The sequence below is a fragment of the Xanthobacter sp. 91 genome (genome assembly GCF_000702385.1).
In the GTDB taxonomy this organism is placed as follows: Bacteria; Pseudomonadota; Alphaproteobacteria; order Rhizobiales; family Xanthobacteraceae; genus Xanthobacter; species Xanthobacter aminoxidans.
Map to the genome: position 1 here is coordinate 4,136,426 of NZ_JNIB01000001.1, position 19,650 is coordinate 4,156,075.

Below are 19,650 nucleotides of genomic sequence, written 5' to 3' on the forward strand. Positions count from 1 at the left end.
CTCCGCTCAGGCGATCTCGACGATGGCTTCGACTTCCACCGAGGCGTCGAAGGGCAGGCCCGAGACGCCCACGGCCGAGCGGGCATGGCGGCCCTTGTCGCCGAGCGCCTCGACGAAGAAGTCCGAGCAGCCGTTGACGACCTTGGGGTGGTCGGTGAAGTCGCCCGTGGCATTGACGAAGCCGACGAGCTTCACGATCCGCACCACCTTGTCGAGGTCGCCGATGGCCGCCTTCACCTGGGCGAGGATGTTGATGGCGCAGAGCTTCGCGGCAGCCTGGCCGGCTTCGATGCTGACGCCGGCACCGAGCTTGCCGGTGGCGATCTTGCCTTCACCGTCGATGGACACCTGCCCGGAAATGAACAGCAGGTTGCCGGTGCGCACCGCCGGCACATAATTGGCGATGGGCGGCTTGGGGCTCGGCAAAGTGATTCCGAGTTCGGCGAGCTTCTTTTCGACGGATGAAGTCATGATGGCCTCCTGCCATATGCAGCGCGCAATTAAGCCATCCTCTTCGCCGAAGAGCCGCGCCGGCGCAAGCAACGCGACACGCGGGCGGCACGCATGCGTTGTCCGCGCCGGACGCCCGGAAGGAGTTGAGACATGACCAAGCATTTGCGCCTCGCCGCGGCGACGATGGCCGGCCTGTGGTGCTTCTCCGCGCTGCCCGCCGGCGCGGTGAACCTGCTGCCGCACAAGGCGACCTACCGCCTCTCCCTCGACGGCTCCAAGCCCTCGGGCCAGCTCGAGGAGATGAACGGCGAGATTCGCTACGAGATCACCGGCGACGCCTGCGCCGGCTACACCACCGTCACCAGCCAGCAGAGCGCCGCCTCCACCGGTGGCGAGCCGCTGCGGCAGACCGTCACCTCCAAGGCCTGGGAGGACGGCACCGGCAAGACCTATCGTTTCCTGGCGACCACCCAGGGCGGCGACGACGACGGGCTGGAGCTTGAGGCCAATGTGGAGCGGCAGGAGCCGCCGGCGCTGAGAGTCGTCGTCACCAAGCCCGAGTCGGCCACCTTCACTCTGAAGGGCGACATCCTGATGCCCACCGAGCACGTGAAGAAGGTGCTGGCCGCGGCCGCGGCCGGGGAAAGCGTCTATCAGGCCAAGGTCTATGACGGCGCGACCGACCCGCAGAAGGTGTTCGACACGCTGGCTGTCATCGGCCGTCCCAGCACCGACGAGACCCGCCTCGCGGCGCCGGCCAAGGCGACGCTCGCCGGGCGCACCTTCTATCCCGTCACCATCAGCTATTTCGACGAGGGCGGCGTGGACCGCACGCCCGCTTATGTCATGAGCTTCTCGCTCTATGACAATGGCGTCGTCGGCAGCCTCAAGATCGACTATGGCCGCTTCGCCCTGGTCGGCGCCATGGCCTCGTTCGAGGCGCTGAACCCGCCCGGCGCCTGCACGGAATAGGCGCCCATGCGCTATGTCCATGTGATGCTGCGCGGGCGGGTGCAAGGTGTCGGCTATCGCGCCTGGTGCGCGCGGGAGGCGGCGGGGCGCGGCCTCCTCGGCTTCGCGCGCAACCGCCGGTCCGGTGCCGTGGAGGCGGTTTTCGCAGGTCCCCCGGACGTGGTCGAGGCCATGCTCGCGGCGTGCCGCGCCGGCCCGAGCGGCGCCCGCGTCGATGAAATGCTGGTGCATGAGGTCTCCGACGCGGCGCTGGCCGCCGGCGGGCGCGAGCGCTTCATCGTGCTCGAAACCCTCTAGTTTTCCCCGGCCGTTCCGGCATCGCTGGCCGCCGCAGCCCCGCGCCCCACGCGGTGGCGCAGCAGGCGGCACGCCGGTATAGAGGCGCTGATGAGGAGTGCCCCGTGACCGACACCTATCTCGACAGGGATGCGTCCGCGCCCGCAGCGGCTGGCGCGCAGGGGGCCGTTCCCTTCTGGGCCCGGCCCGAAGGCGTCGCCTTCATTGTCGGCCTCTGGATGGTGCTGCATGCGGTGATCGCGGTGGTGTTCGAGATCGCGGTGAACGCGGACGACGCCATCGAGAGCTACATGGTGCAGTCGCTGCAGCTGTCGTATGTCCCGCGTAACCCGCCGCTGTTCGACTGGCTCCTGTGGGCCCTGCAGCGCGTGTTCGGCGTCGGCACCCTGTCCTTCGCGGTGCTGCGCTACACGCTGCTGTTCGCCTGCGCCATGCTGGTCTACCGGGTGGCGCGGCGGATGATCGCCGACCCGCGTCTGCAGGCGCTCGCCACCTTCTCGCTCTCGTTCATCTGGGTGCTCGGCTATCACAGCCATCGCATCCTGACCCATTCCAACGTGATGATCGTCGCCATCGCCGGCGCCTTCCTCACGGTGATGGCTTTGAGCCGCCATCGCAGCCTTGGCCTTTATGCCGGGCTCGGCCTGTGGATCGCCGCCGGCACGCTCGGCAAGTTCGGCTTCGTGGCCTTCATCGGCGTGCTGCTAGTGGCCTGCCTGCTGGAGCCGACGTACCGGAAGGTGATTCTCGACCCCCGCCTTCTCGTCACGTTCGTGGTGGCGGCGGTGCCCCTCGGCATCTACGGCTTCGCGCTCTGGCACTACGGCCAGAACGTGGCCGAGGCCACGGCCCAGACCATCGGCATCACCGGCGCGGGATGGGACGCGGTGGTCTCCACCATGGTCGGCGCCCTGTTCGGCTATGTGCTGCCTTTGGTGCTGGTCGTCGCGCTGGTGTTCCTGCCCTACAATCGCGGCGATGGGGCCACGCCCGACGCCCCCGAGCGGGGCGCGGCACGGCGCGTGCTGCGGTCCATCATCGTCATCGGCATCGTCGTCACTTTCGCTTCGACGCTGGCCATGGGCACCGCGAGCCTGCGCGACCGCTATTTCCACGTCTTCCTGCTGCTGCTGCCGGTCTATCTGTTCGCCGAGCTGGAACGGCTCGGCGGCTGGCGTCCAAGGGTGTGGATCTATCTCACCCTGCTGGCGGTGGTCAGCGGCGGCATCATGATCTCGCGGATGGTGGTGCCCCTGTGGCCCGACCCCCGGCTGTGCGGGCGCTGCATCGCGGCCGAGCCGCTCTACAAGCTCCAGGTGGCGATCGCGAACAAGCTCGGCGACGCGCCGACCCTCGTGGCCGACGACCGCACGTCCGCCGGCCGGCTCAGGGCAGCCATTCCGGGCGCGCGGGTCGTCATCGTGCGCGAGAACCAGTACCGGCCGCCGTCCCGCCCCACCACCGGCTGCGCCCGCGTCACCGGCATCTTCAACGGCCTGCCCAAGCTGCTCCTGCCGCCGGCGGACCAAAATACCATCGAAGTATCGGTGAAATGGTGGTCCCCGTGGATGAATCCCCACCGCTGGAGCGACTGGCAGATGACCATTCTCCCGCCGGACGATCCGCTGTGCCGGTGACGCCCGCGCCCGGCGGCCTCCAGATCCGCGAGGCCCGCACCGAGGACCTTCCCGCGCTGGTGGCGCTGTTCGCCTCCGACACGCTGGGCGGCCACGGCGACACAACCGCGCCGGAGGCGCTGGATCACTATCGCGCCGCCTTTGCCGCCATCGCGGACGATCCGCGGGCGCGCCTTTACGCGGCAGAACTGGACGGGCGTGTCGTGGGTACGTTCCAGCTGATGTTCGTGACCAGCCTGCCGGGGCGGGGAGCAAAGCGGGCGCTTATCGAGGCGGTGCAGGTGGACGAAAGCCTGCGCGGCCGGCGCATCGGCGAGGCCATGGTGCGCTTCGCCATCGAGAAGGCGGCTGCGGAAGGCGCGGCGACGCTCGCGCTCACTTCCAGCAAGCTGCGCACCGACGCGCACCGATTCTACCGCCGGCTCGGCTTTTCGAACTCCCACGAGGGCTTCAAGATCGTTCTGGCCTAGGAGGCGGGCGCCTTCGGGGGTCCCCCCTTGCCCCGACACCGGGGGGTGTCTACGTCTTACCGAAGCGGCGGCACAGGCCGCAGGGAGGGCATGATGGCCGCAGTCGAGTCTTCGCCGATCGAGCTTTATTACTGGCCGACGCCTAACGGCTACAAAATCAGCATCATGCTTGAGGAGTGCGGGCTTCCCTACACGGTGAAGCTCGTGAACATCGGCAAGGGCGACCAGTTCCAGCCCGACTTCCTCGCCATCTCCCCGAACAACAAGATGCCCGCCATCGTCGATCCCGACGGCCCCGGCGGCGCGCCCATCTCGGTGTTCGAGTCGGGTGCCATTCTCCAGTATCTCGGCCGCAAGACCGGGCAGTTCTACCCCTCCGACGAGCGCAAGCGGGTCGAGGTGGAGCAGTGGCTGTTCTGGCAGATGGGCGGCCTCGGCCCCATGGCCGGGCAGGCGCACCATTTCCGCATCTACGCGCCGGAAAAGATTCCCTACGCGGTCGAGCGATATACCAACGAGGTGCACCGGCTCTACGGCGTCATGAACACGCGCCTGAAGGACCGGGAGTATCTCGCCGGCGACTATTCCATCGCCGACATCGCCTGCATCGGATGGGCCAAGCTGTGGGAGCGGCAGGGCCAGCACATCGAGGAATTTCCCCACCTCAAGGCGTGGCTGGAGCGCGTGCTCGCCCGGCCCGCGGTGCAGCGGGGCCTTGCGGTGAACCAGGAGGAGCGCGCCAAGCACGACCTCTCGAAGGACAAGGAAGCCCAGAGCATCCTGTTCGGCCAGCGCGCCCGCACCTGAGGGCTGCCCGGATCGCGCGACCTCGCGGACGTACCACACACGCCATTGGGGGGCGCGATGCAGAAGGATTTCCGGGCCGACCTCGCGCGCGCTGGGGCGTTGCATCGGGAGGGGCGCCTCGATCAGGCGATCCCCATCTACCGTGCGATCCTGCGCGACGCGCCGAATTCCTTCGAGGTCGCGCGCCTGCTCACGCTGGCGCTTCTCCAGTCCGGCCGGTCCAAGGAAGCCCATGCGGTCGCGCGCAAGGCGCGGGACGGCCACAAGTCCAATCCGCACGCCCAGCTCATCATGGGCGCGGTCTACCAGGCCGAGGAGAAGTGGGACCGCGCCCTCGGCGCGTTCGAGAAATCGGCTGAACTCGATCCGGGCCTCTCGGAGGCCCACTATCTCGCGGCCAACACACTGGCGCGGCTCGATCGCCTCGAAGAGGCGGTGGCCCGCTATGACCGGGTTCTGGAGATCGACGCAAAATCGGTCGAGGCACGGGCCAACCGCTCGGTTGCCTTGCAGCGGCTCGGCCGGGCGGAGGCCGCGCTGAAGGATCTCGACATCCTCATCTCCCAGCGTCCGGGCGAGGCGCGATTCTGGACGGACAAGGCGTCGACGCTCTTTGCGCTCGATCGCCAGAGCGAGGCGGCCAATGCCGCGACGCAGGCGATCCGGCTCGCCCCGAGGGCAGGGGAGGGCTATGTCATCAAGGGCCGGAGCCTCATGGCCAGCGGGCAGCTGCGCGAGGCGCGCGACTGCTTTCTCGCGGCCTTGGAGCGAGACCCCAAGGACATGAAGGCGCGCGAAGTGCTCGTTTTCGTGCTGCGGCATCTGGAGGAGTTTCCCGCCGCCCTCGCGCAGTGCGACCTCGCGCTCGCGCAATCGCCCGAGGCGGCTCTTTTCCGCGAGCACCGGGCCGAGGTGCTCCGGGCGGAAGGCGATTTCGCCGGTGCGCTGGCCGATGTGGAGCGCGCCATCGCCATCGATCCCCGCCTTGCGCCGGCTCATGTGACGCGCGCCCGGCTGTTCGCCGATCTCGGCCGGACGGAGGAGATCCGTCCGGCCCTGGACGCAGCCCTTGAAGTGGATCCGCAGGAGCCCAACGGCCGGTTCATGACCGCGGCCGACGAACTCGCGCGGGGGCGCTGGGAGCGGGGATGGGCCGCCTACGAATCGCGCGAGCACCTTCTGCCGCCGCCCTACCGGCCGCTGGATTTCATCCGGTGGGACGGGCAGGAGAGGCCGGAATTGCTGGTGGTTGTCGGCGAACAGGGCATCGGAGATGAGCTGCTTTTCGGCCGGCTGGTGCGGTTGCTGGCCGACGGCGGCATCCGCACGGTGCTGCTGACGCGTCCCGGGCTGGTGCCGCTGATGCGGAACCTCGACGCGCGCGTGACCGTGGTGGGCAACCTCTCGGAGATCGACACCACGCAGCCGGGCGTGCGCTGGATTCCAGCCGGCAGTCTGCCGCTCCTGCTCCAGCCGGATCCCACGAAATGGCCGTCGGCGCCTTATCTCACGGCACCGGCCGATCGCATCGCGAAGTGGAGATGGGTGCGGGAGGAGGGGACGTTTACGATCGGCATCAACTGGCAGGGCAACCCGTCGCGCGCTGTCGACGTGGGTCGCTCCATTCCATTGGCGGCGTTCGAGCCGCTGGCCAGACTGCCGGGCGTCCGTCTGGTGAGCCTCCAGCATGGAGAGGGCACCGAGCAGCTTCGGCAGGTACCGTTTGCCGACTCGATCTTCCAGCTTGGCAACGGCTTTAACGCGGACGGTATTTTCCTCGATACGGTCGGCGTGCTCCACCACCTCGATCTGGTCGTCTCAAGCGACACGGCGCTGATCCATCTCTGCGGTGCGCGGGCCTTCCCTGCATTTGCGGCTTTGCGGGCTGTGCCCGACTGGCGCTGGGGATATTCCGGCGAACGCAGTGTGTTCTTTCCCAGCGTGCGCCTGTTCCGGCAGACCCAAGCGGGAGACTGGGGAGGGGTATTCGACGCATTGGCGGCCGAGATTCGCGCCATGGTGTGAGTCCCCGTCCCTTGCACCCTTCGGGCCGCCCAAGTCGCAAGCGTTCCGGTGCAGCCCCGCACGTTTGACGGGGAGAAGCTCGCATGCCGGTAGCCGGCACGCCTTGCAAAGGTCGCAGCGGTCCGGCATAGGAGGGGAGCGCTGGAGACGTGGCCGAGAGGCTGAAGGCACTCGTTTGCTAAATGAGCAGACCCCCAAAAGGGTCTCGAGGGTTCGAATCCCTCCGTCTCCGCCATTTCATTCCCCGCGTCGGCACTGGCTTTTGCTCCATCCACCGACGCTGGCGGCTGAAATCCCGTTCCCATGATTCGCACCTTGCCCTCGGCAATTCGAGGCCATGCGCGAATGCGCACGGATGGTCCGGGCTGTCGCACCCGCCGTGAATGCGGATGCGACAGGGCGTAGCCTTGGCGGATTGCTCAATATCTGCGGGGTGACGGCTTTGCTCGGCACCCTCGGCGCTCGGCCTGAGCGAGCGGACGAGCAACCCAACATTGGAGAGCGGGCGCCCCAAGTCGGGGGAGGCAGCTCTCGCGAGCATATGCGCAGGGATATCGCCCGTCGGGTGTTGTTGCAGCGGCAGAAGCCTGTCCTTGACCGTCTGCAACAGCGCACGTGGGCGTGAGGGGAGCCACGCCCAACCCGATCAACAACAGATGCGCCGGCGGGAGCATCAGCTCCGCCGGCGATTCAATCTTGAAGATGGCCTGGGGGCGGCCCTGCGAACGCCTCGACCTGGCGCGGGATCGACGCGGCTCACCGCATCACGCCGGCATCGAACGGGGCGCCGCCCCCTCTCGTCCGTCCTACGCGCTGGCGAGCGGGTCGTAAGCCCAGGCCTTGCAGACGATCTTCCAGCCGTCGGCATACTTCACCAGCAGCAGGTCATCGACGAAGCGGTTGGGCAGCAGGGCGTCGCGCACACGCACATGGGCGGTGGAGGGGCTGGTCAGCGTCACGGCGATCACTTCGTCATGGCGCGGGTCGTTGCGGGAGGCCGGGGCGGCTCGTCCCGCCACCCGCTCCATATAGGCGTCCATACCCAGCGCTGCGGTGTTCCCACCCTCGGACGAGAAGAGCTGCGCCTGCGGATGAAACGCCTTCCGGAAGCCTTCGACGCTGCCGAAGTAAAGCGCGTCGAAATAGCCCTGCACCGTGGCGAGAATGTTTTCGATCTCGTTCATCCCCGAGCGCCTTCCATTGTCATGTTGTGCTCGCGATCCGCGAGGCAGAGGTTTTCATCGAGGATGCCAAGAAGCGTCTCGGCTTCCTGCTCCGAGATGATGAGGGGCGGCGCGAGGAAGAGGGACACCTGCTCCCCGCTGGTGCCGATCACCGCGCCCTGGGCGAGCGCGCCCGCCGCGACCCGAGAGGCGATGGGAGCCTCAACCGTGTCGGCCCGCCAGTCGCGCCAGTCGGGGCCGAACAGTTCGATGGTCCAGTGGAGCCCCTGTCCGGCAACCCGCGCGACGCTGGGATGGCGGCCGGCGATCTCGCGCAGGCGGCGGGCGAAGAGCGTCTCCAGCGCCGCGACGCGGGCCAGCAAGTCTTCCTCCACCAGGATGTCCAGATAGGCGGACACGGCAGCCATGGCCATGGGATGGCCGCGCAAGGTGCCGTAATTCTGCCAGCTCCTGCCGTCCAGCTCGGCCAGCACATCCTTGGAGAGGATGATGGCCGCAACCGGCGCCATGCCGCCGCCGAGGCCCTTGCCCAGCGTCACGATATCCGGCCGGCTCTGGCCTCCGGTGAAGGCGAAGGTGCGGCCGGCGCGGCCGAGGCCCGTCACCACTTCGTCGGCGATCCACAGCGCGCCGTTGCGGCGTGCCAAGTCGGCCATCGCATCCTGGTAGGCGGCGTCATGGTAGAAGCCGCCCTGGGTGTAGTCGATGATCACGGCGGCCGACTGGGCCAGCTTGCCGGCCTCGCCCGCGAGGCGTTCGGCCGTAGAGCCCGCAGACGGGGTGGCATCGGCGAGATAGAGCGCGCCGTCGGGGGCGGGCAGTACGTGCACCTGGGCGCCGGGCGGGGGCACCTTGGTCTCGCCCGGAGCGGCGAGGCCGCCATGCCAGTGCGGCTGCACCGTCACGTCGCGGCTCAGGCCGACAAGGCCGTGGTAGGCACGCTCGCGGGTGGCGATGGCCTTTCTTCCCGTCAGGGCCTGCGACAGGGAAAGGGCGAGGTCGTTGGCCTCGCTGCCGCTCAGGCAGAAGCGGACCGCGCCCGCCCAATGCGCCTCTTCGCTCAGACCCACCTCGAAGAGGCGCTCGGCGGCGGCGTCCCGCCCGCGCCAGTTCCAGCCCTCGCTCACCATGGGCAGAGTGGCGGCCTCGCGCAGCGCAGCCGCCATGCGCGGATGGCCATGGCCCAGAGGGCCGCCGGTATTGCTGCCGTCGAGAACCTTACGTCCGTCGCTGAGGTGGAAATAGACGCCCTCGCCCCCCACCACCAACGGCGCGGCTGAGCCAGCGTTAAGACCCGTCCGAAGCAGCCTGCTCATTGCGCGTTCCTTACCCGTCATGGGAGCGAACCTAGGAAGGGGCGCTGGATCGCGACAGCTCCAGTTTCAGGGATAATCGGTGAGCCAGAATCCTAGGCCGGAAAGAGAGCGGCGACGGCGGAGAGCTTGGAGAACGCCTCCTCCTTGGGGAGCCGTCCATAGCCGATGATGAGGCCCTGACGGTCCGCCGGCCCCACGTAGCATTGGGAGAGGGGCTGCACGAAATGACCGGTCCCGAGGCTGCGGCGCGAAATGTCCGTGTCGCTGATGCGGTCCGCAAGGCCCGGACGGAACTGTGCCGTCAGGTGCAGGCCGGCGGGGAGCGAGGCGATTTCCACCTTGTCGCCCAGCAGCGCATCGACAGCGTCGATCACCGCCTTCTGCCGTTCCCCGTAGACCTTGCGCATGCGTCTGAGGTAGCGCAGCAGGTGGCCTTCGCGCAGGAACCGCACCAGGGCGAGCTGGGCCGTACCTGCGGGATGCACGTCCACCCGCGCGCGCCCCCGGCCGAAGGCGTCGACAAAGCGCGGGCTCGCCACCAGATAGCCCATGCGCAGGCTCGGCAGCATGACCTTGGAAAACGTCCCGAGATAGACCACCCGCCCTGAGCGATCGAGCGACTTGAGGGAGGCCGTCATGCTGCCGCGGTGGCGGAATTCCGAATTGTAGTCGTCCTCAATGATCCAGCTGCCCTGCCGGTTGGCCCATTCCAGCAGCGCCTGCCGCCGCTCCAGCGCCATGGGCACGCCGAGGGGAAACTGGTGCGAGGGCGTCACCACGGCCACCTTGGCGTTGGGCGCGCGGCGGATGCCTTCCTCCACCACCAGCCCCTTGTCGTCCACGGGTACGGGCACCAGCTTCGCGCCCGCAGCCTTCAGGCTCCAGCGGGCCTCGATGAAGCCGGGTTCCTCCACCCACACCTCGTCGCCGGGATTGAGCAGCATCCGGCTGCACAGGTTGAGCGCGCCGGAGCTGGCGGAGGTGATGACCACCTCATCCGGCTGGCACAAGAGGCCGCGCACCGCGCCGAGATATTCCGCCGTCGCCTCGCGCAGCGGTCCCCAGCCGAGCGGCGACATGTCGATGCAGGCCGAGGCGGGCGGGTTCGCCCAGCTCTGGCGCAGCATGCGTGACCAGACCTCGAACGGGAAGGTGGAGAGGTCCGGGGCGCCGGGGCTGAAGGGCGAACCGAGGTCGAACTCGTAGCCGGTCTCCAGCACGGCCAGCCACGCGTCCGACAGCCAGTCGCCATCGACCCCGGCTTCGGCGACCGGCACGGCCGCACCCGAGGACTTGGCCACGGCCGCGACCTCGACGCCGCCACGCGGCACCGAGCGCAGGTAGCCTTCCGAATACAGGAGGTCGAACGCGGTGAGCACGATGGCGCGCGAGCACCCCAGCTCCTCCGCGAGCGTACGCGACCCCGCCAGCCGCGTGCCGGCCTTGAGCCGGCCGTCCAGGACCTGATTGCGCAGATGGGCGGCGACCTGCTGGTAGAGCGGCAGGTCGGAACTCCGGTCCAGCCCGAGCCCCGCCATGGAAATGCGACGCCCGGCGGCAGCAGGCCCGGCGGCGCGGCGTTCCCTGGGTTGGCTCGGCACCGTTACGCGCTCCTCAGCTCGAAGGCGGGGGCTCCCCGAATCCTCCCCCGCCGCATCCCTCTATGGTGACGAGATCGCCCGCCTCAAGCAGAAGGTTGGCTTTGCCCGGCAGGGCCGAGACGACCCCGCCGCGCTCGAGGGTGATGACATAGGGCGCGCCCGCTTCTCCCCCTTGCAGGCCATAGGGCGGAATCTTCGTGCGCTCCACGCAGGTGGTCAACCACATGGAGGGCGCCAGCACCCGGTAGCTGCGCACAATGCCGTCGCCGCCCACGTGCCGTCCCTTTCCGCCGGCGCCCCGGCGGATGGACTGGCGTTCCACGCGGATGGCGTAGTTGGCCTCGATCACCTCGGCCGGAGTGTTGGAGGTGTTGGCGAGGTGCACGCGCGTGGCCGGCGCCCCATCGCGGTCGTGCCGCGCACCTTCGCCGCCGCCATGGACCTCGTAGAGCATCCGCCAGCTCTCGTCCGGCAGGGGCTCGGCGAAGGCGAGGAGGCCGGAGGTGGCGGGGCCACCCGCCGAAAGACGTTCGGGGATGACGTTCTCCATGGCCCGGAACACCGCATCCACGACCCGCATGGAGGTCTCGTGGTTGCCGGCCGCCACCGCCGCCTTCCAGCCCGGCTCCAGGATGGAGCCCGGCCGGGTGAGAATGGTGAGCGGTCGCAGGGCGCCGGCATTCTGCTGCATGTCCCGCCCGCTCAGGATGCGCGCCGCGTAGACCACGGCGGAGCGGGCGATGAAGGGCGTGGTGTTGCAGAAGGTGGCGACGCGGTCGGCGGAGCCGGAGAGGTCGAAGGTGGCTTCGTCGCCGCGAATCTCGATGCGCACATGGATGCGCGAGGGGGCGTCGTCCGGCCCGCCGTCATCGAGGAAATCCTCGCCCTCATAGGTGCCGTCCGGCAGGTCGGCGATGGCCGCCCGCATCTCGGCTTCGGAGAGGTCGTGGAGGCGCGCCATCGCGGCGACGAAGGTGTCGGTGCCGTGCTGCGCGCACATTTCGTGGATGCGCCGCTCGGCCGCGCTGGTGGCCGCGAGCTGCGCCAGCAGGTCACCCTCGCAGGACACCGGGTCGCGGACATTGGCGAGGATGAAGTCGAGCACCGGGCGGTTGACGCCGTCCGTGTTGGCGATCAGCAGCGGCGGAATGCGGATGGCCTCCTGGAAGGTGTCCACCGCCTTCGCCAGATAGCTGCCCGGCCAGGTGCCGCCCACATCAGGCCAATGGGCAAGGCTGAGGGCAAACGCCACCAGCCGGCCGTCCACGAACACGGGGCGGGCGACCTTCACGTCGTTGAGGTGATTTCCGCCGAGCGCGCCCACGTTGTAGACGATGGCATCGCCCTCCCGCATGGTCGCGGCGGGATACACCTTCAGGAGTTCCGGGACCGTGTAGCACATGGCGCCGAGATGGATGGGGATGTCCCGGCCCTGTCCCACGAGGCCGCCAGCCGCATCCATGATGGCGGACGAAAGATCCCCGGCCTCCCGCAGCAGCGGCGAGCGCGCGGAGCGGGTCATGACGAGGCTCATCTCTTCCGCCGCTGCCGAAAGGCCGTGGCGGATCACTTCGACGACGAAGGGGTCCAGGGTGCTCATGCTGCGCTCCGCGTCATGAAGAGATTGCCGAGATCGTCGGGGCGAACCTGCCAGCCGGGCGGCACCACCACGGTCGACCACGCATCCTCGATGATGGCCGGGCCATGGACCGCGCCGGACAAGGTCTCGCGCGGCAGGATGGACGTCTCGACGGGGCCGGAGGCGTCGAACACGCACAGGCGCGTGCGCGCCGTCCCCTGCGCGCGGCCCACGTCCGGACGCGAGAAGGGAACCGAAGAGGGCTTCAGCGCCTGGATGCGGAGGGCTTCGATGACGCACGCCTCGTCCGTCGCGTAGCCGAACAGGTCGCGGTGGCGGCGATGGAAGTCGGCCTCGAGCCGGGCAAGGTCCAGCGGCATGGCGAAGGGGATGGGAATGCTGTCGCTCTGGGCGCTGTAGCGCATCAGCGCCACATGCTCCACGGCGATCTCCTCCCGTGCGATGCCGTTGGCGAGCAGCGGCCCGGTCGCTTCGCCCGACAGCTCCGCGACCCGCGCCGCGAAGGCCGCATGCGGGAAGTCGGCGAGCGGCATCCGCACCGTGCCCTGCTGGAGGAAGGAGAAGTCGGCCGTCAGGCAGCCGAGCGCCGAGAAGGCACTGGAGGCGGCCGGCACGATGATTTCCGAGAGGCCGTACATGTCGGCGAGACCCGCCGCATGCATGGGGCCGCCGCCGCCGAACGCGAGCAGGGTGCAATCGCGCCCGTCCACGCCCCGCTCGACCGTCACGCGCCGCAAGGCCCGCGCCATGGCGGCGCCCGCCACCTTGACGATGCCCAACGCGGTCTCGGTGATGCCCAAGCCCAGTTCGGCGGCGATGGGCGCGATGACCCGCCGCGCCGCCTCCACGTCGATCTGGATGGTGTCGCCGAGCCGAGCCTCGGGATCGAGATAGCCGAGCACCGCATTGGCGTCGGTGATGGTGGGCCGATCGCCGCCGCGCCCGTAGCAGGCCGGCCCGGGCATGGAGCCCGCGCTCTTCGGGCCGACCGCGAGGCCGCCCGGTCCGAGCGTGACGATGGAGCCGCCGCCGGCGCCGATGGAATGCACCGCGAGCATGGGCTGGCGCAGGGGGCGGCCGCCCATCATGCGGGTGTCGGTCATCTCGGCGGCGCCATCGACGATCAGGCAGACGTCGGTGGTGGTGCCGCCCATGTCGAAGGTGAGCACGCGCGGCCGGTCGAGGGTGCGGGCGATGCGGGCGGAGGCGGAAACGCCGGCAGCGGGGCCGGACATGGCCATCACCAGCGGCCGGCGCTTGACCGCCGGCACGGGCACCATGGCGCCGGCCGAATGGAACACCTGCAAGCCCGCGCCGATGGGCAGGCGGCGCTCCAGCTCGGTGAGATATTCCACGGCGATGGGCATGGCCGCCGCGTTGAAGGCCGTGGAGGAGGCACGCTCGTACTCGCGCGCCTCGGGATTGATCTCGTGCGACACGCAGACGTGGGGAACCACGCCTTCGATGGCCGCCGCGATCTGCTTTTCATGCTCCGGGTTGGCATAGGAATGCAGCAGGCAGATCGCGACGCTCTCCACCTTGTTCTCCACGAGCCACGCCTTGAGGCGCTCGATCTCGGCCGCGTCCAGGGCCTCGATCACCTTGCCGGTGGGGTCGAGGCGCTCGCAGATGCCGAAGCACAGGCTCGCCGGCACCAGCGGCAGCGCCTTGGGCCGTATGTCGAGGCGGTAGAGTTCCTCGCGGCGATAGCGGGCGATTTCCAGCACGTCCTCGAAGCCGGCCGTCGCCACCAGCGCCACCCGCGGCAGCCGCTCCTCCACCAGCGCATTGGTGACGCGGGTGGTGCCATGGACGAAGCGGCGCACCGCTTCCGGGGCAACGCCTACCGCCGCCAGGGCTTCCAGCATGGCGGTGACGGGCGCGTCGGGGCGGGAAGGAACCTTTGCGATCCGCGTCTCATTGGTGTCGGGCCTGACGGCGATGATATCGGTGAAGGTGCCGCCGATGTCTGTGCCGATGTCCCATAGCCTCGTCGTCACGTCGGTTCTCTCCTGCCTCGCCACGGCCTCAGGCGGTGGCGGTCTGCACGGGTTCGAAATGGGGGATGGCGCCGAGCAGGTCGCGGGTGTAGGCGGCCTGCGGATTGCGGAAGAGGGCGTGGCTTTCCCCCTCTTCAACGATGCGCCCGTGACGCATGACGATGGTGCGCTCGCACATCATCCGCACCACGTTGAGGTCGTGGCTGACGAAGAGGAACGAGAGCCCTTCGTCATGCCGCAGATCGTCGAGCAGTTTCAGCACCACCGCCTGAACGGAAACGTCGAGGGCCGCCGTGGGCTCGTCCAGCACCAAGAGGCGCGGCTCAACCGCAATGGCGCGGGCGATGCCGATGCGGGCCTTCTGGCCGCCGGACAGCTGATGGGGAAAGCGCGTCAGCAGGTCGCGCGACAGGCCGCAGCGTTCGGCCACCTCCTCCACCCGCCGCTTCACCTGCGCGGCGTCGGTGAGCTTGGCGAGGCGCCGCACCGGCCGGGCGATGCATTCGAAGGCGGTGAAGCGGGGATTGAGGCTCTCGTGCGGGTCCTGGAACACGATCTGGATCTCGCGCCGCCAGGGGGATTCGTGGAACGTCCGCAGAGGGATGGCGCCGATGTCCACCCCATCGAACATGATCCGTCCGCCGTCCGCATCGGCGAGGCGGCAGACGATGCGCGACAGGGTGCTCTTGCCCGAGCCGGATTCGCCCACCAGGCCAAGGCTCTCGCCGGCTTTCAGGGTGAGGGAGACATCCTCCACCGCCAGCGTGCTGTCGAAGCGCTTCACGATGTTCGAGACATCGAGCAGCACCCGCGCCTCGCGGGGGTCCCTCGGGGTCGCGCGCGGGGCGCGTGGTGCTTCGCCCACCAGTTCTTCGACGGTGGAGGTCGGCGTGGGGGAGGCGGCCACCAGCCTGCGGGTATAGGGATGGGACGGATGTCGGAAGATGTCGACGGCGGGGGCGGCTTCCACCACGCGGCCCTGCTGCATCACCATCACATCCCGACAATAGCTGGCGGCCAGCCCCAGATCGTGGGTGATGAGGATGAGCGCCATGCCGCGCTCCGCGGTGAGCCCGGCGATGAGATCCATCACCGTCTTCTGGGTGGTGACGTCGAGGCCCGTGGTGGGCTCGTCGGCGATGAGCAGGGAGGGGTTGCAGGCGATGGCCATGGCGATCATCACCCGCTGGCACATGCCCCCCGACAGCTCCGCCGGATAGGCGTCGAACCGCTTGTCCGCATCGCGGATGCGTACCGCTTCCAGCAGCTCCAGCGCGCGGGCCCGCAGCACCGCCCTGGGCAGGTTTTCATGGGCGGCGATCGCGTCCATGACCTGCAGGCCGATGGAGCGGATGGGGTTGAGGGCCGTGCGCGGGCTCTGGAACACCATGGAGATGGCGGCCCCGCGCAGGGCCTTCATGCGCGCCGGATCGGCGCGGGTGATGTCCTCGCCCCGGAACAGGATGCGCCCCTTGGGGATGCGCGCGGCCCGATCCAGGAGCTGCGTCACCGCATAGGCGGTGACCGATTTGCCAGAGCCGCTCTCGCCCACCACCGCGAGCGTGCCGCCCGGCGCGAGCGTGAGGTCGATGCCGCGCACCGCTTCCACCAGTCCCTCGCGGGTGCTGAAGGCGACGTGCAGGTTCTGGATGTCGAGGAGGGGGCCGCTCACGTGCGCATCCTCGGATCGAGGATGTCGCGCAGGCCGTCACCGAGCAGGTTGAAGCACAGCACGGCCAGCATCAGCGCAAGACCGGGAAAGGCCACCAGCCACCATTGGCCGTTGCCGATGAAGCGGGCGCCTTCGGCCACCATGATCCCCCATTCCGGGGTGGGGGCCTGCACGCCGAGGCCGAGGAAGGACAGGCCCGCCGCGTTCAGGATGGCCCAGCCGAGATTGAGCGATATCTGCACCGCCATGGCCGGCAGGATGTTGGGCAGCAGATAGGCGAGCACGATGGTGACGTGGCTTTCTCCGCCGGCACGGGCGGCCTCCACCCAGCCGGCATGGCGGCGCACGTTCACCTCGGCGCGGGCGAAGCGGATGTAGAAGGGCAGGTTGATGAGGGCGGTGGCGATGACGATGTTCTCCACCCGGTTGCCGAGCGCGGCCACCAGCGCCATGGCCAGGACGAACAGGGGAAAGGCCATCAGAACGTCCACCAGACGCCCGACATACCGGTCGATGCGGCCGCCGGCATAGCCGCACAGGGCGCCGATGGTGGCACCTGCCACGAACGACAGGAGCACCGCGGAGACGGCGATGCCGAGATCGAGCCGCGTGGCGGCGATCAGGCGGCTGAAGATGTCACGGCCCAATTGGTCGGTGCCCGCCCAATGGGCGGCGGAGGGCGGCTGGAGCGCGGCGGGGACGTTGGAGGCAATTGGATCATAAGGGGTGATCCACGGCGCGAGGATGGCGATGGTGACGAGCATCAGGGCGCCCGCCGCCGCGCCGGCCGTCACCGGGTTGCCGCGCAGCACCCATCCGGCATGGCGAAGCGTGGCGCTCATTTCAGGGAGATCCGCGGATCGACGATGCCGTAGAGGACATCGATGGTGAGATTGACCATCACGAAGATGACCGCGATGAGCAGCACGAAGCCCTGCACCGGCGCATAGTCCGAGGCCAGCAGCGCGTCGAGCGCGTAGGAGCCGATGCCAGGCCAGGAAAACACTTTTTCGACCAGCACGTTGGCGCCGAGCATGGTGGAAAAGACGATGCCGATGATGGTCAGCACCGGCAGCAGGGCGTTCCTGAGCGCATAGACCACGACCACCCGCCAGTCCGACATGCCCACCGAGCGCGCGGTGCGGATGAAGTCCGAGCCGAGCACCGCCAGCAGCGAGGCCCGTGTCATGCGCGCCAGCGGCGCAAGGACGAAAAGTGCCATGGTGCAGGCCGGCAGGATCAACTGCCCGAAGGCCGCCTTCCAGCCCGCCAGATCCCCCACCAGGAGGAAGTCGACCAGCAGAAAGCCGGTGATCCCCGGCGGCGGGGCCGCGAAGATATCGATGCGCCCCGTCGGGTCCGGCGCGAGGCCGAGCAGATAGTAGAAGACGTAGATCAGCAGCAGGCCGGTGACGAAGGTCGGCACGCACACGCCGAGGGTGCAGAGGAAGCGCACCCCGTGATCGATGAGCGAGTTCGGCCGCAGCGCCGCGACGATGCCGAGCGGAAGCGCCAGCGCCAAAGCCAGCACCAGCGCAAACAGCGTCAGCTCCAGCGAGGCGGGCATGCGCTCGGCGAGATCGGCCATCACCGGCTGGCCGGTGGTCATGGACTGGCCGAGATTGCCGCGGGCCAGATCGCCCACATAGCGCAGGAACTGCTCGGGAATGGGCCGGTCGAGGCCCATCGTCTCGCGGATCTGGGCCATCTCGGCCTGTCCGGCATTCGGCCCGGAGGCGAAGAACGCCGCCGGGTCACCCGGCAGCACGCGCATCAGCAGGAAGGTGAACAGGACCACCCCGAAGAGCGCCGGCAGGGAGGCGAGAAGATGCCTCCCCACCCTGCGACCGATGTTGAGCAGCGTGGACATGCCCTCAGGCCCTGCGCAGGTCTCGGTAATCCACCTGCCCATGGAACCAGTAGGTGTAGCCGTCGATGACCGGCGCCATCACCGCGTCCTGGTTGGGCTGCCAGACCATGATCATGGGCACGTCGCGGGCCACGATGTCGACCATCTGGCGACAGGTCGCCTCATAGGCGGCCGCGTCGGCCTCGAAGCGCGCGGCCTGGGCCAGCGCGTCCAGCTTCGGGTTGGAGAAGCCGCTGAAGTTCCAGCGGTGGTCGCCGGTGAAATAGTTGCGCAGGAAATAGTCCGGCGCCGGCAGCCAGGCCGTCCCCGCCGAAATGAAGAACGGCACCCGCCGCTCCACTTCCATGCTGGCCATCTGGGCGGGGGGCAGCTTCTGGATGGAGACATCCACGCCGATGGCTCCGAGGGCTTCACGGATCAGCGTGGCCATGGGCTCGGCGACGGCGGCGACGCCCGCCGAGAACGAGAAGGTGGTCTTGAACCCGTCAGGGAAGCCGGCTTCCGCCAGCAGTGCCTTGGCCTTGGCGGCGTCGGTCCTGAAGGGCAGGGGCTGGGGGAAGGCGCCGTTCGGCGCGTCGGTCCACGTGGCGCCGAACAGGGGGCGGCCCCGGCGGAACAGCGCGGCCTCGAACATGGCCTCGTAGGGAAGCGCCGCCGCGACCGCGGCCCGCACCTTGGGATTGTCGAACGGCGCCATGCGCGTGTTGAACACGATGGCGGTGAAGCCGTTGATCTGCGGCGTCGCCACCAGCTTGATCTTGCCGCGGGCCTCCAGCGCGCTGATGTCGCTGGACTGCAGGTCGATGGCGATGTCCGCGTCGCCGCGCTCAAGAAGGTTCGCGCGGGTGGCGGCTTCCGGGACGGTCTGGGCGATCACCCGCTTGAAGTAGGGCAGCGCGCCGCCGGCACCGTTCTTCCACGCCTCGTTGCGCTTCAGGATGGTCTGCTGGCCAGACTTGTACTGCTCCACCATGTAGGCGCCGCCGCCGGCGGTGTTTTCCTTGAGCCAGTTCTGCGCCCACGGATCATCCGCAGTGGCGTTGCGACGCGCCAGCGTGCTGTTGAACATGGGCGAGAGCGGCACCGCGAGATTGGCGAGCGCGAGCCGGTCGGGCCGGTCGAGGGAGACCTCGACCACACCCTCGCCGACCACCTTGAACTGCTCCGGCTTCGTCAGCGAGCCGGTGGCGATCTGCCCCGCCGCGAGGGACTTGGCCGAAACGGCCCGATCAAGCGACCATTTCACGTCCTCGGCCGTGACCGGTGCGCCATCGTGCCAGGTGGCACCCTTGCGCAGGTGGAAGGTGAAGGTGCGCCCGTCGGCCGAGCGGTCGATCTTCTCCGCCAGCTCGCCGCGGATGTTGTCGAAGTCGAAGACCCAGGAGCCGTTGACCTGCTTGCGGCCATAGGAGGCCAGGCGATCATACACGGCGGTGGAGAGGCCGAAGGATTCGCGCGTGGCGCCCGGCGTGGTCGGGTCCAGGGTGTTCACCGTGCCGGCGAGCACATGGCGCAGGGTCTCGGCGCGGGTCTGTGCCTGCGCGGCATCAAGACGCCCGAACGCACCCAGGGCTCCTCCGGCTGCGGACGCGAGTACGGCTTTCAGGCCCTGCCTTCTGGTGAAGGCGAAGCGATCGAAACTCATGGTCCAGACCCCTCTGGTCGGAAGGAAGGTTCGACGTCATTCGACGTTCGGATCTTTTTCTGGCTCAGACCATGACAGCTCTACGGCTAATCGATAGGTCC

Annotated in this window: 16 protein-coding genes and 1 tRNA gene; 7 read left to right on the forward strand and 10 right to left on the reverse strand. The window is 68.8% G+C overall.

Annotation, left to right across the window (positions count from 1 at the left end; all coding sequences use genetic code 11):
• Positions 1-6 precede the first annotated feature (6 nt).
• Complete coding sequence (locus A37E_RS0119420) at positions 7-471, reverse strand: RidA family protein (RefSeq protein ID WP_029558132.1); 465 nt, start codon at positions 469-471, stop codon at positions 7-9.
• Positions 472-603: 132 nt separating this feature from the next.
• Between A37E_RS0119420 and A37E_RS0119425 the strand changes: the two genes are divergently transcribed.
• The 7 genes from A37E_RS0119425 to A37E_RS0119455 all read left to right on the forward strand — a co-directional run bounded on the left by A37E_RS0119425 (position 604) and on the right by A37E_RS0119455 (position 6,896).
• The gene (locus A37E_RS0119425; protein WP_051679189.1) at positions 604-1,425 is read left to right on the forward strand and encodes a cell envelope integrity EipB family protein; all 822 of its coding nucleotides are present in this window, start codon (positions 604-606) and stop codon (positions 1,423-1,425) included.
• Positions 1,426-1,431: 6 nt separating this feature from the next.
• Complete coding sequence (locus A37E_RS0119430; RefSeq protein WP_029558134.1) at positions 1,432-1,722, forward strand: acylphosphatase; 291 nt, start codon at positions 1,432-1,434, stop codon at positions 1,720-1,722.
• A gap of 104 nt (positions 1,723-1,826) precedes the next feature.
• On the forward strand, positions 1,827-3,359 hold the full coding sequence (locus tag A37E_RS0119435; RefSeq protein WP_029558135.1) for a glycosyltransferase family 39 protein: 1,533 nt from the start codon (positions 1,827-1,829) through the stop codon (positions 3,357-3,359).
• Positions 3,350-3,829, forward strand: a complete 480-nt coding sequence (locus A37E_RS0119440) for a GNAT family N-acetyltransferase (protein ID WP_245279381.1) — start codon at positions 3,350-3,352, stop codon at positions 3,827-3,829. The genes A37E_RS0119435 and A37E_RS0119440 overlap by 10 nt, the downstream gene beginning before the upstream one ends.
• A gap of 93 nt (positions 3,830-3,922) precedes the next feature.
• Positions 3,923-4,636, forward strand: coding sequence for a glutathione binding-like protein (locus A37E_RS0119445; protein WP_024279463.1), 714 nt, complete (start codon positions 3,923-3,925; stop codon positions 4,634-4,636).
• Positions 4,637-4,693: 57 nt separating this feature from the next.
• Positions 4,694-6,661, forward strand: a complete 1,968-nt coding sequence (locus tag A37E_RS0119450) for a tetratricopeptide repeat protein (RefSeq protein ID WP_029558137.1) — start codon at positions 4,694-4,696, stop codon at positions 6,659-6,661.
• A gap of 143 nt (positions 6,662-6,804) precedes the next feature.
• Positions 6,805-6,896, forward strand: a tRNA-Ser gene (locus A37E_RS0119455).
• A gap of 571 nt (positions 6,897-7,467) precedes the next feature.
• Here the strand turns inward: A37E_RS0119455 and A37E_RS0119460 are convergent.
• The 9 genes from A37E_RS0119460 to A37E_RS0119500 all read right to left on the reverse strand — a co-directional run bounded on the left by A37E_RS0119460 (position 7,468) and on the right by A37E_RS0119500 (position 19,549).
• Complete coding sequence (locus A37E_RS0119460; RefSeq protein WP_029558138.1) at positions 7,468-7,845, reverse strand: nuclear transport factor 2 family protein; 378 nt, start codon at positions 7,843-7,845, stop codon at positions 7,468-7,470.
• Complete coding sequence (locus A37E_RS0119465; RefSeq protein ID WP_029558139.1) at positions 7,842-9,161, reverse strand: aspartate aminotransferase family protein; 1,320 nt, start codon at positions 9,159-9,161, stop codon at positions 7,842-7,844. The genes A37E_RS0119460 and A37E_RS0119465 overlap by 4 nt, the downstream gene beginning before the upstream one ends.
• 92 nt (positions 9,162-9,253) lie before the next feature.
• Positions 9,254-10,762 (reverse strand): PLP-dependent aminotransferase family protein, encoded by a 1,509-nt coding sequence (locus tag A37E_RS0119470; RefSeq protein ID WP_197023018.1) that lies wholly within the window; start codon positions 10,760-10,762, stop codon positions 9,254-9,256.
• A 13-nt stretch (positions 10,763-10,775) separates the two neighbouring features.
• Positions 10,776-12,362: a hydantoinase B/oxoprolinase family protein gene (locus tag A37E_RS0119475; protein WP_029558141.1), complete on the reverse strand. Its 1,587-nt coding sequence runs from the start codon at positions 12,360-12,362 to the stop codon at positions 10,776-10,778.
• A complete protein-coding gene (locus tag A37E_RS0119480) occupies positions 12,359-14,362 on the reverse strand; it encodes a hydantoinase/oxoprolinase family protein (protein WP_029558142.1) in 2,004 nt (667 codons plus the stop codon). The genes A37E_RS0119475 and A37E_RS0119480 overlap by 4 nt, the downstream gene beginning before the upstream one ends.
• A gap of 28 nt (positions 14,363-14,390) precedes the next feature.
• Positions 14,391-16,034 carry an ABC transporter ATP-binding protein gene (locus A37E_RS0119485; protein ID WP_029558143.1) on the reverse strand — a complete coding sequence of 548 codons (1,644 nt, stop codon included), beginning with the start codon at positions 16,032-16,034 and terminating at the stop codon, positions 14,391-14,393.
• Positions 16,031-16,876 carry an ABC transporter permease gene (locus tag A37E_RS0119490; RefSeq protein ID WP_029558144.1) on the reverse strand — a complete coding sequence of 282 codons (846 nt, stop codon included), beginning with the start codon at positions 16,874-16,876 and terminating at the stop codon, positions 16,031-16,033. Before A37E_RS0119490 ends, A37E_RS0119485 begins: the two co-directional genes overlap by 4 nt.
• A complete protein-coding gene (locus A37E_RS0119495) occupies positions 16,873-17,904 on the reverse strand; it encodes an ABC transporter permease (RefSeq protein WP_029558145.1) in 1,032 nt (343 codons plus the stop codon). Before A37E_RS0119495 ends, A37E_RS0119490 begins: the two co-directional genes overlap by 4 nt.
• A 4-nt stretch (positions 17,905-17,908) precedes the next feature.
• The gene (locus A37E_RS0119500) at positions 17,909-19,549 is read right to left on the reverse strand and encodes an ABC transporter substrate-binding protein (protein WP_029558147.1); all 1,641 of its coding nucleotides are present in this window, start codon (positions 19,547-19,549) and stop codon (positions 17,909-17,911) included.
• Positions 19,550-19,650 lie beyond the last annotated feature (101 nt).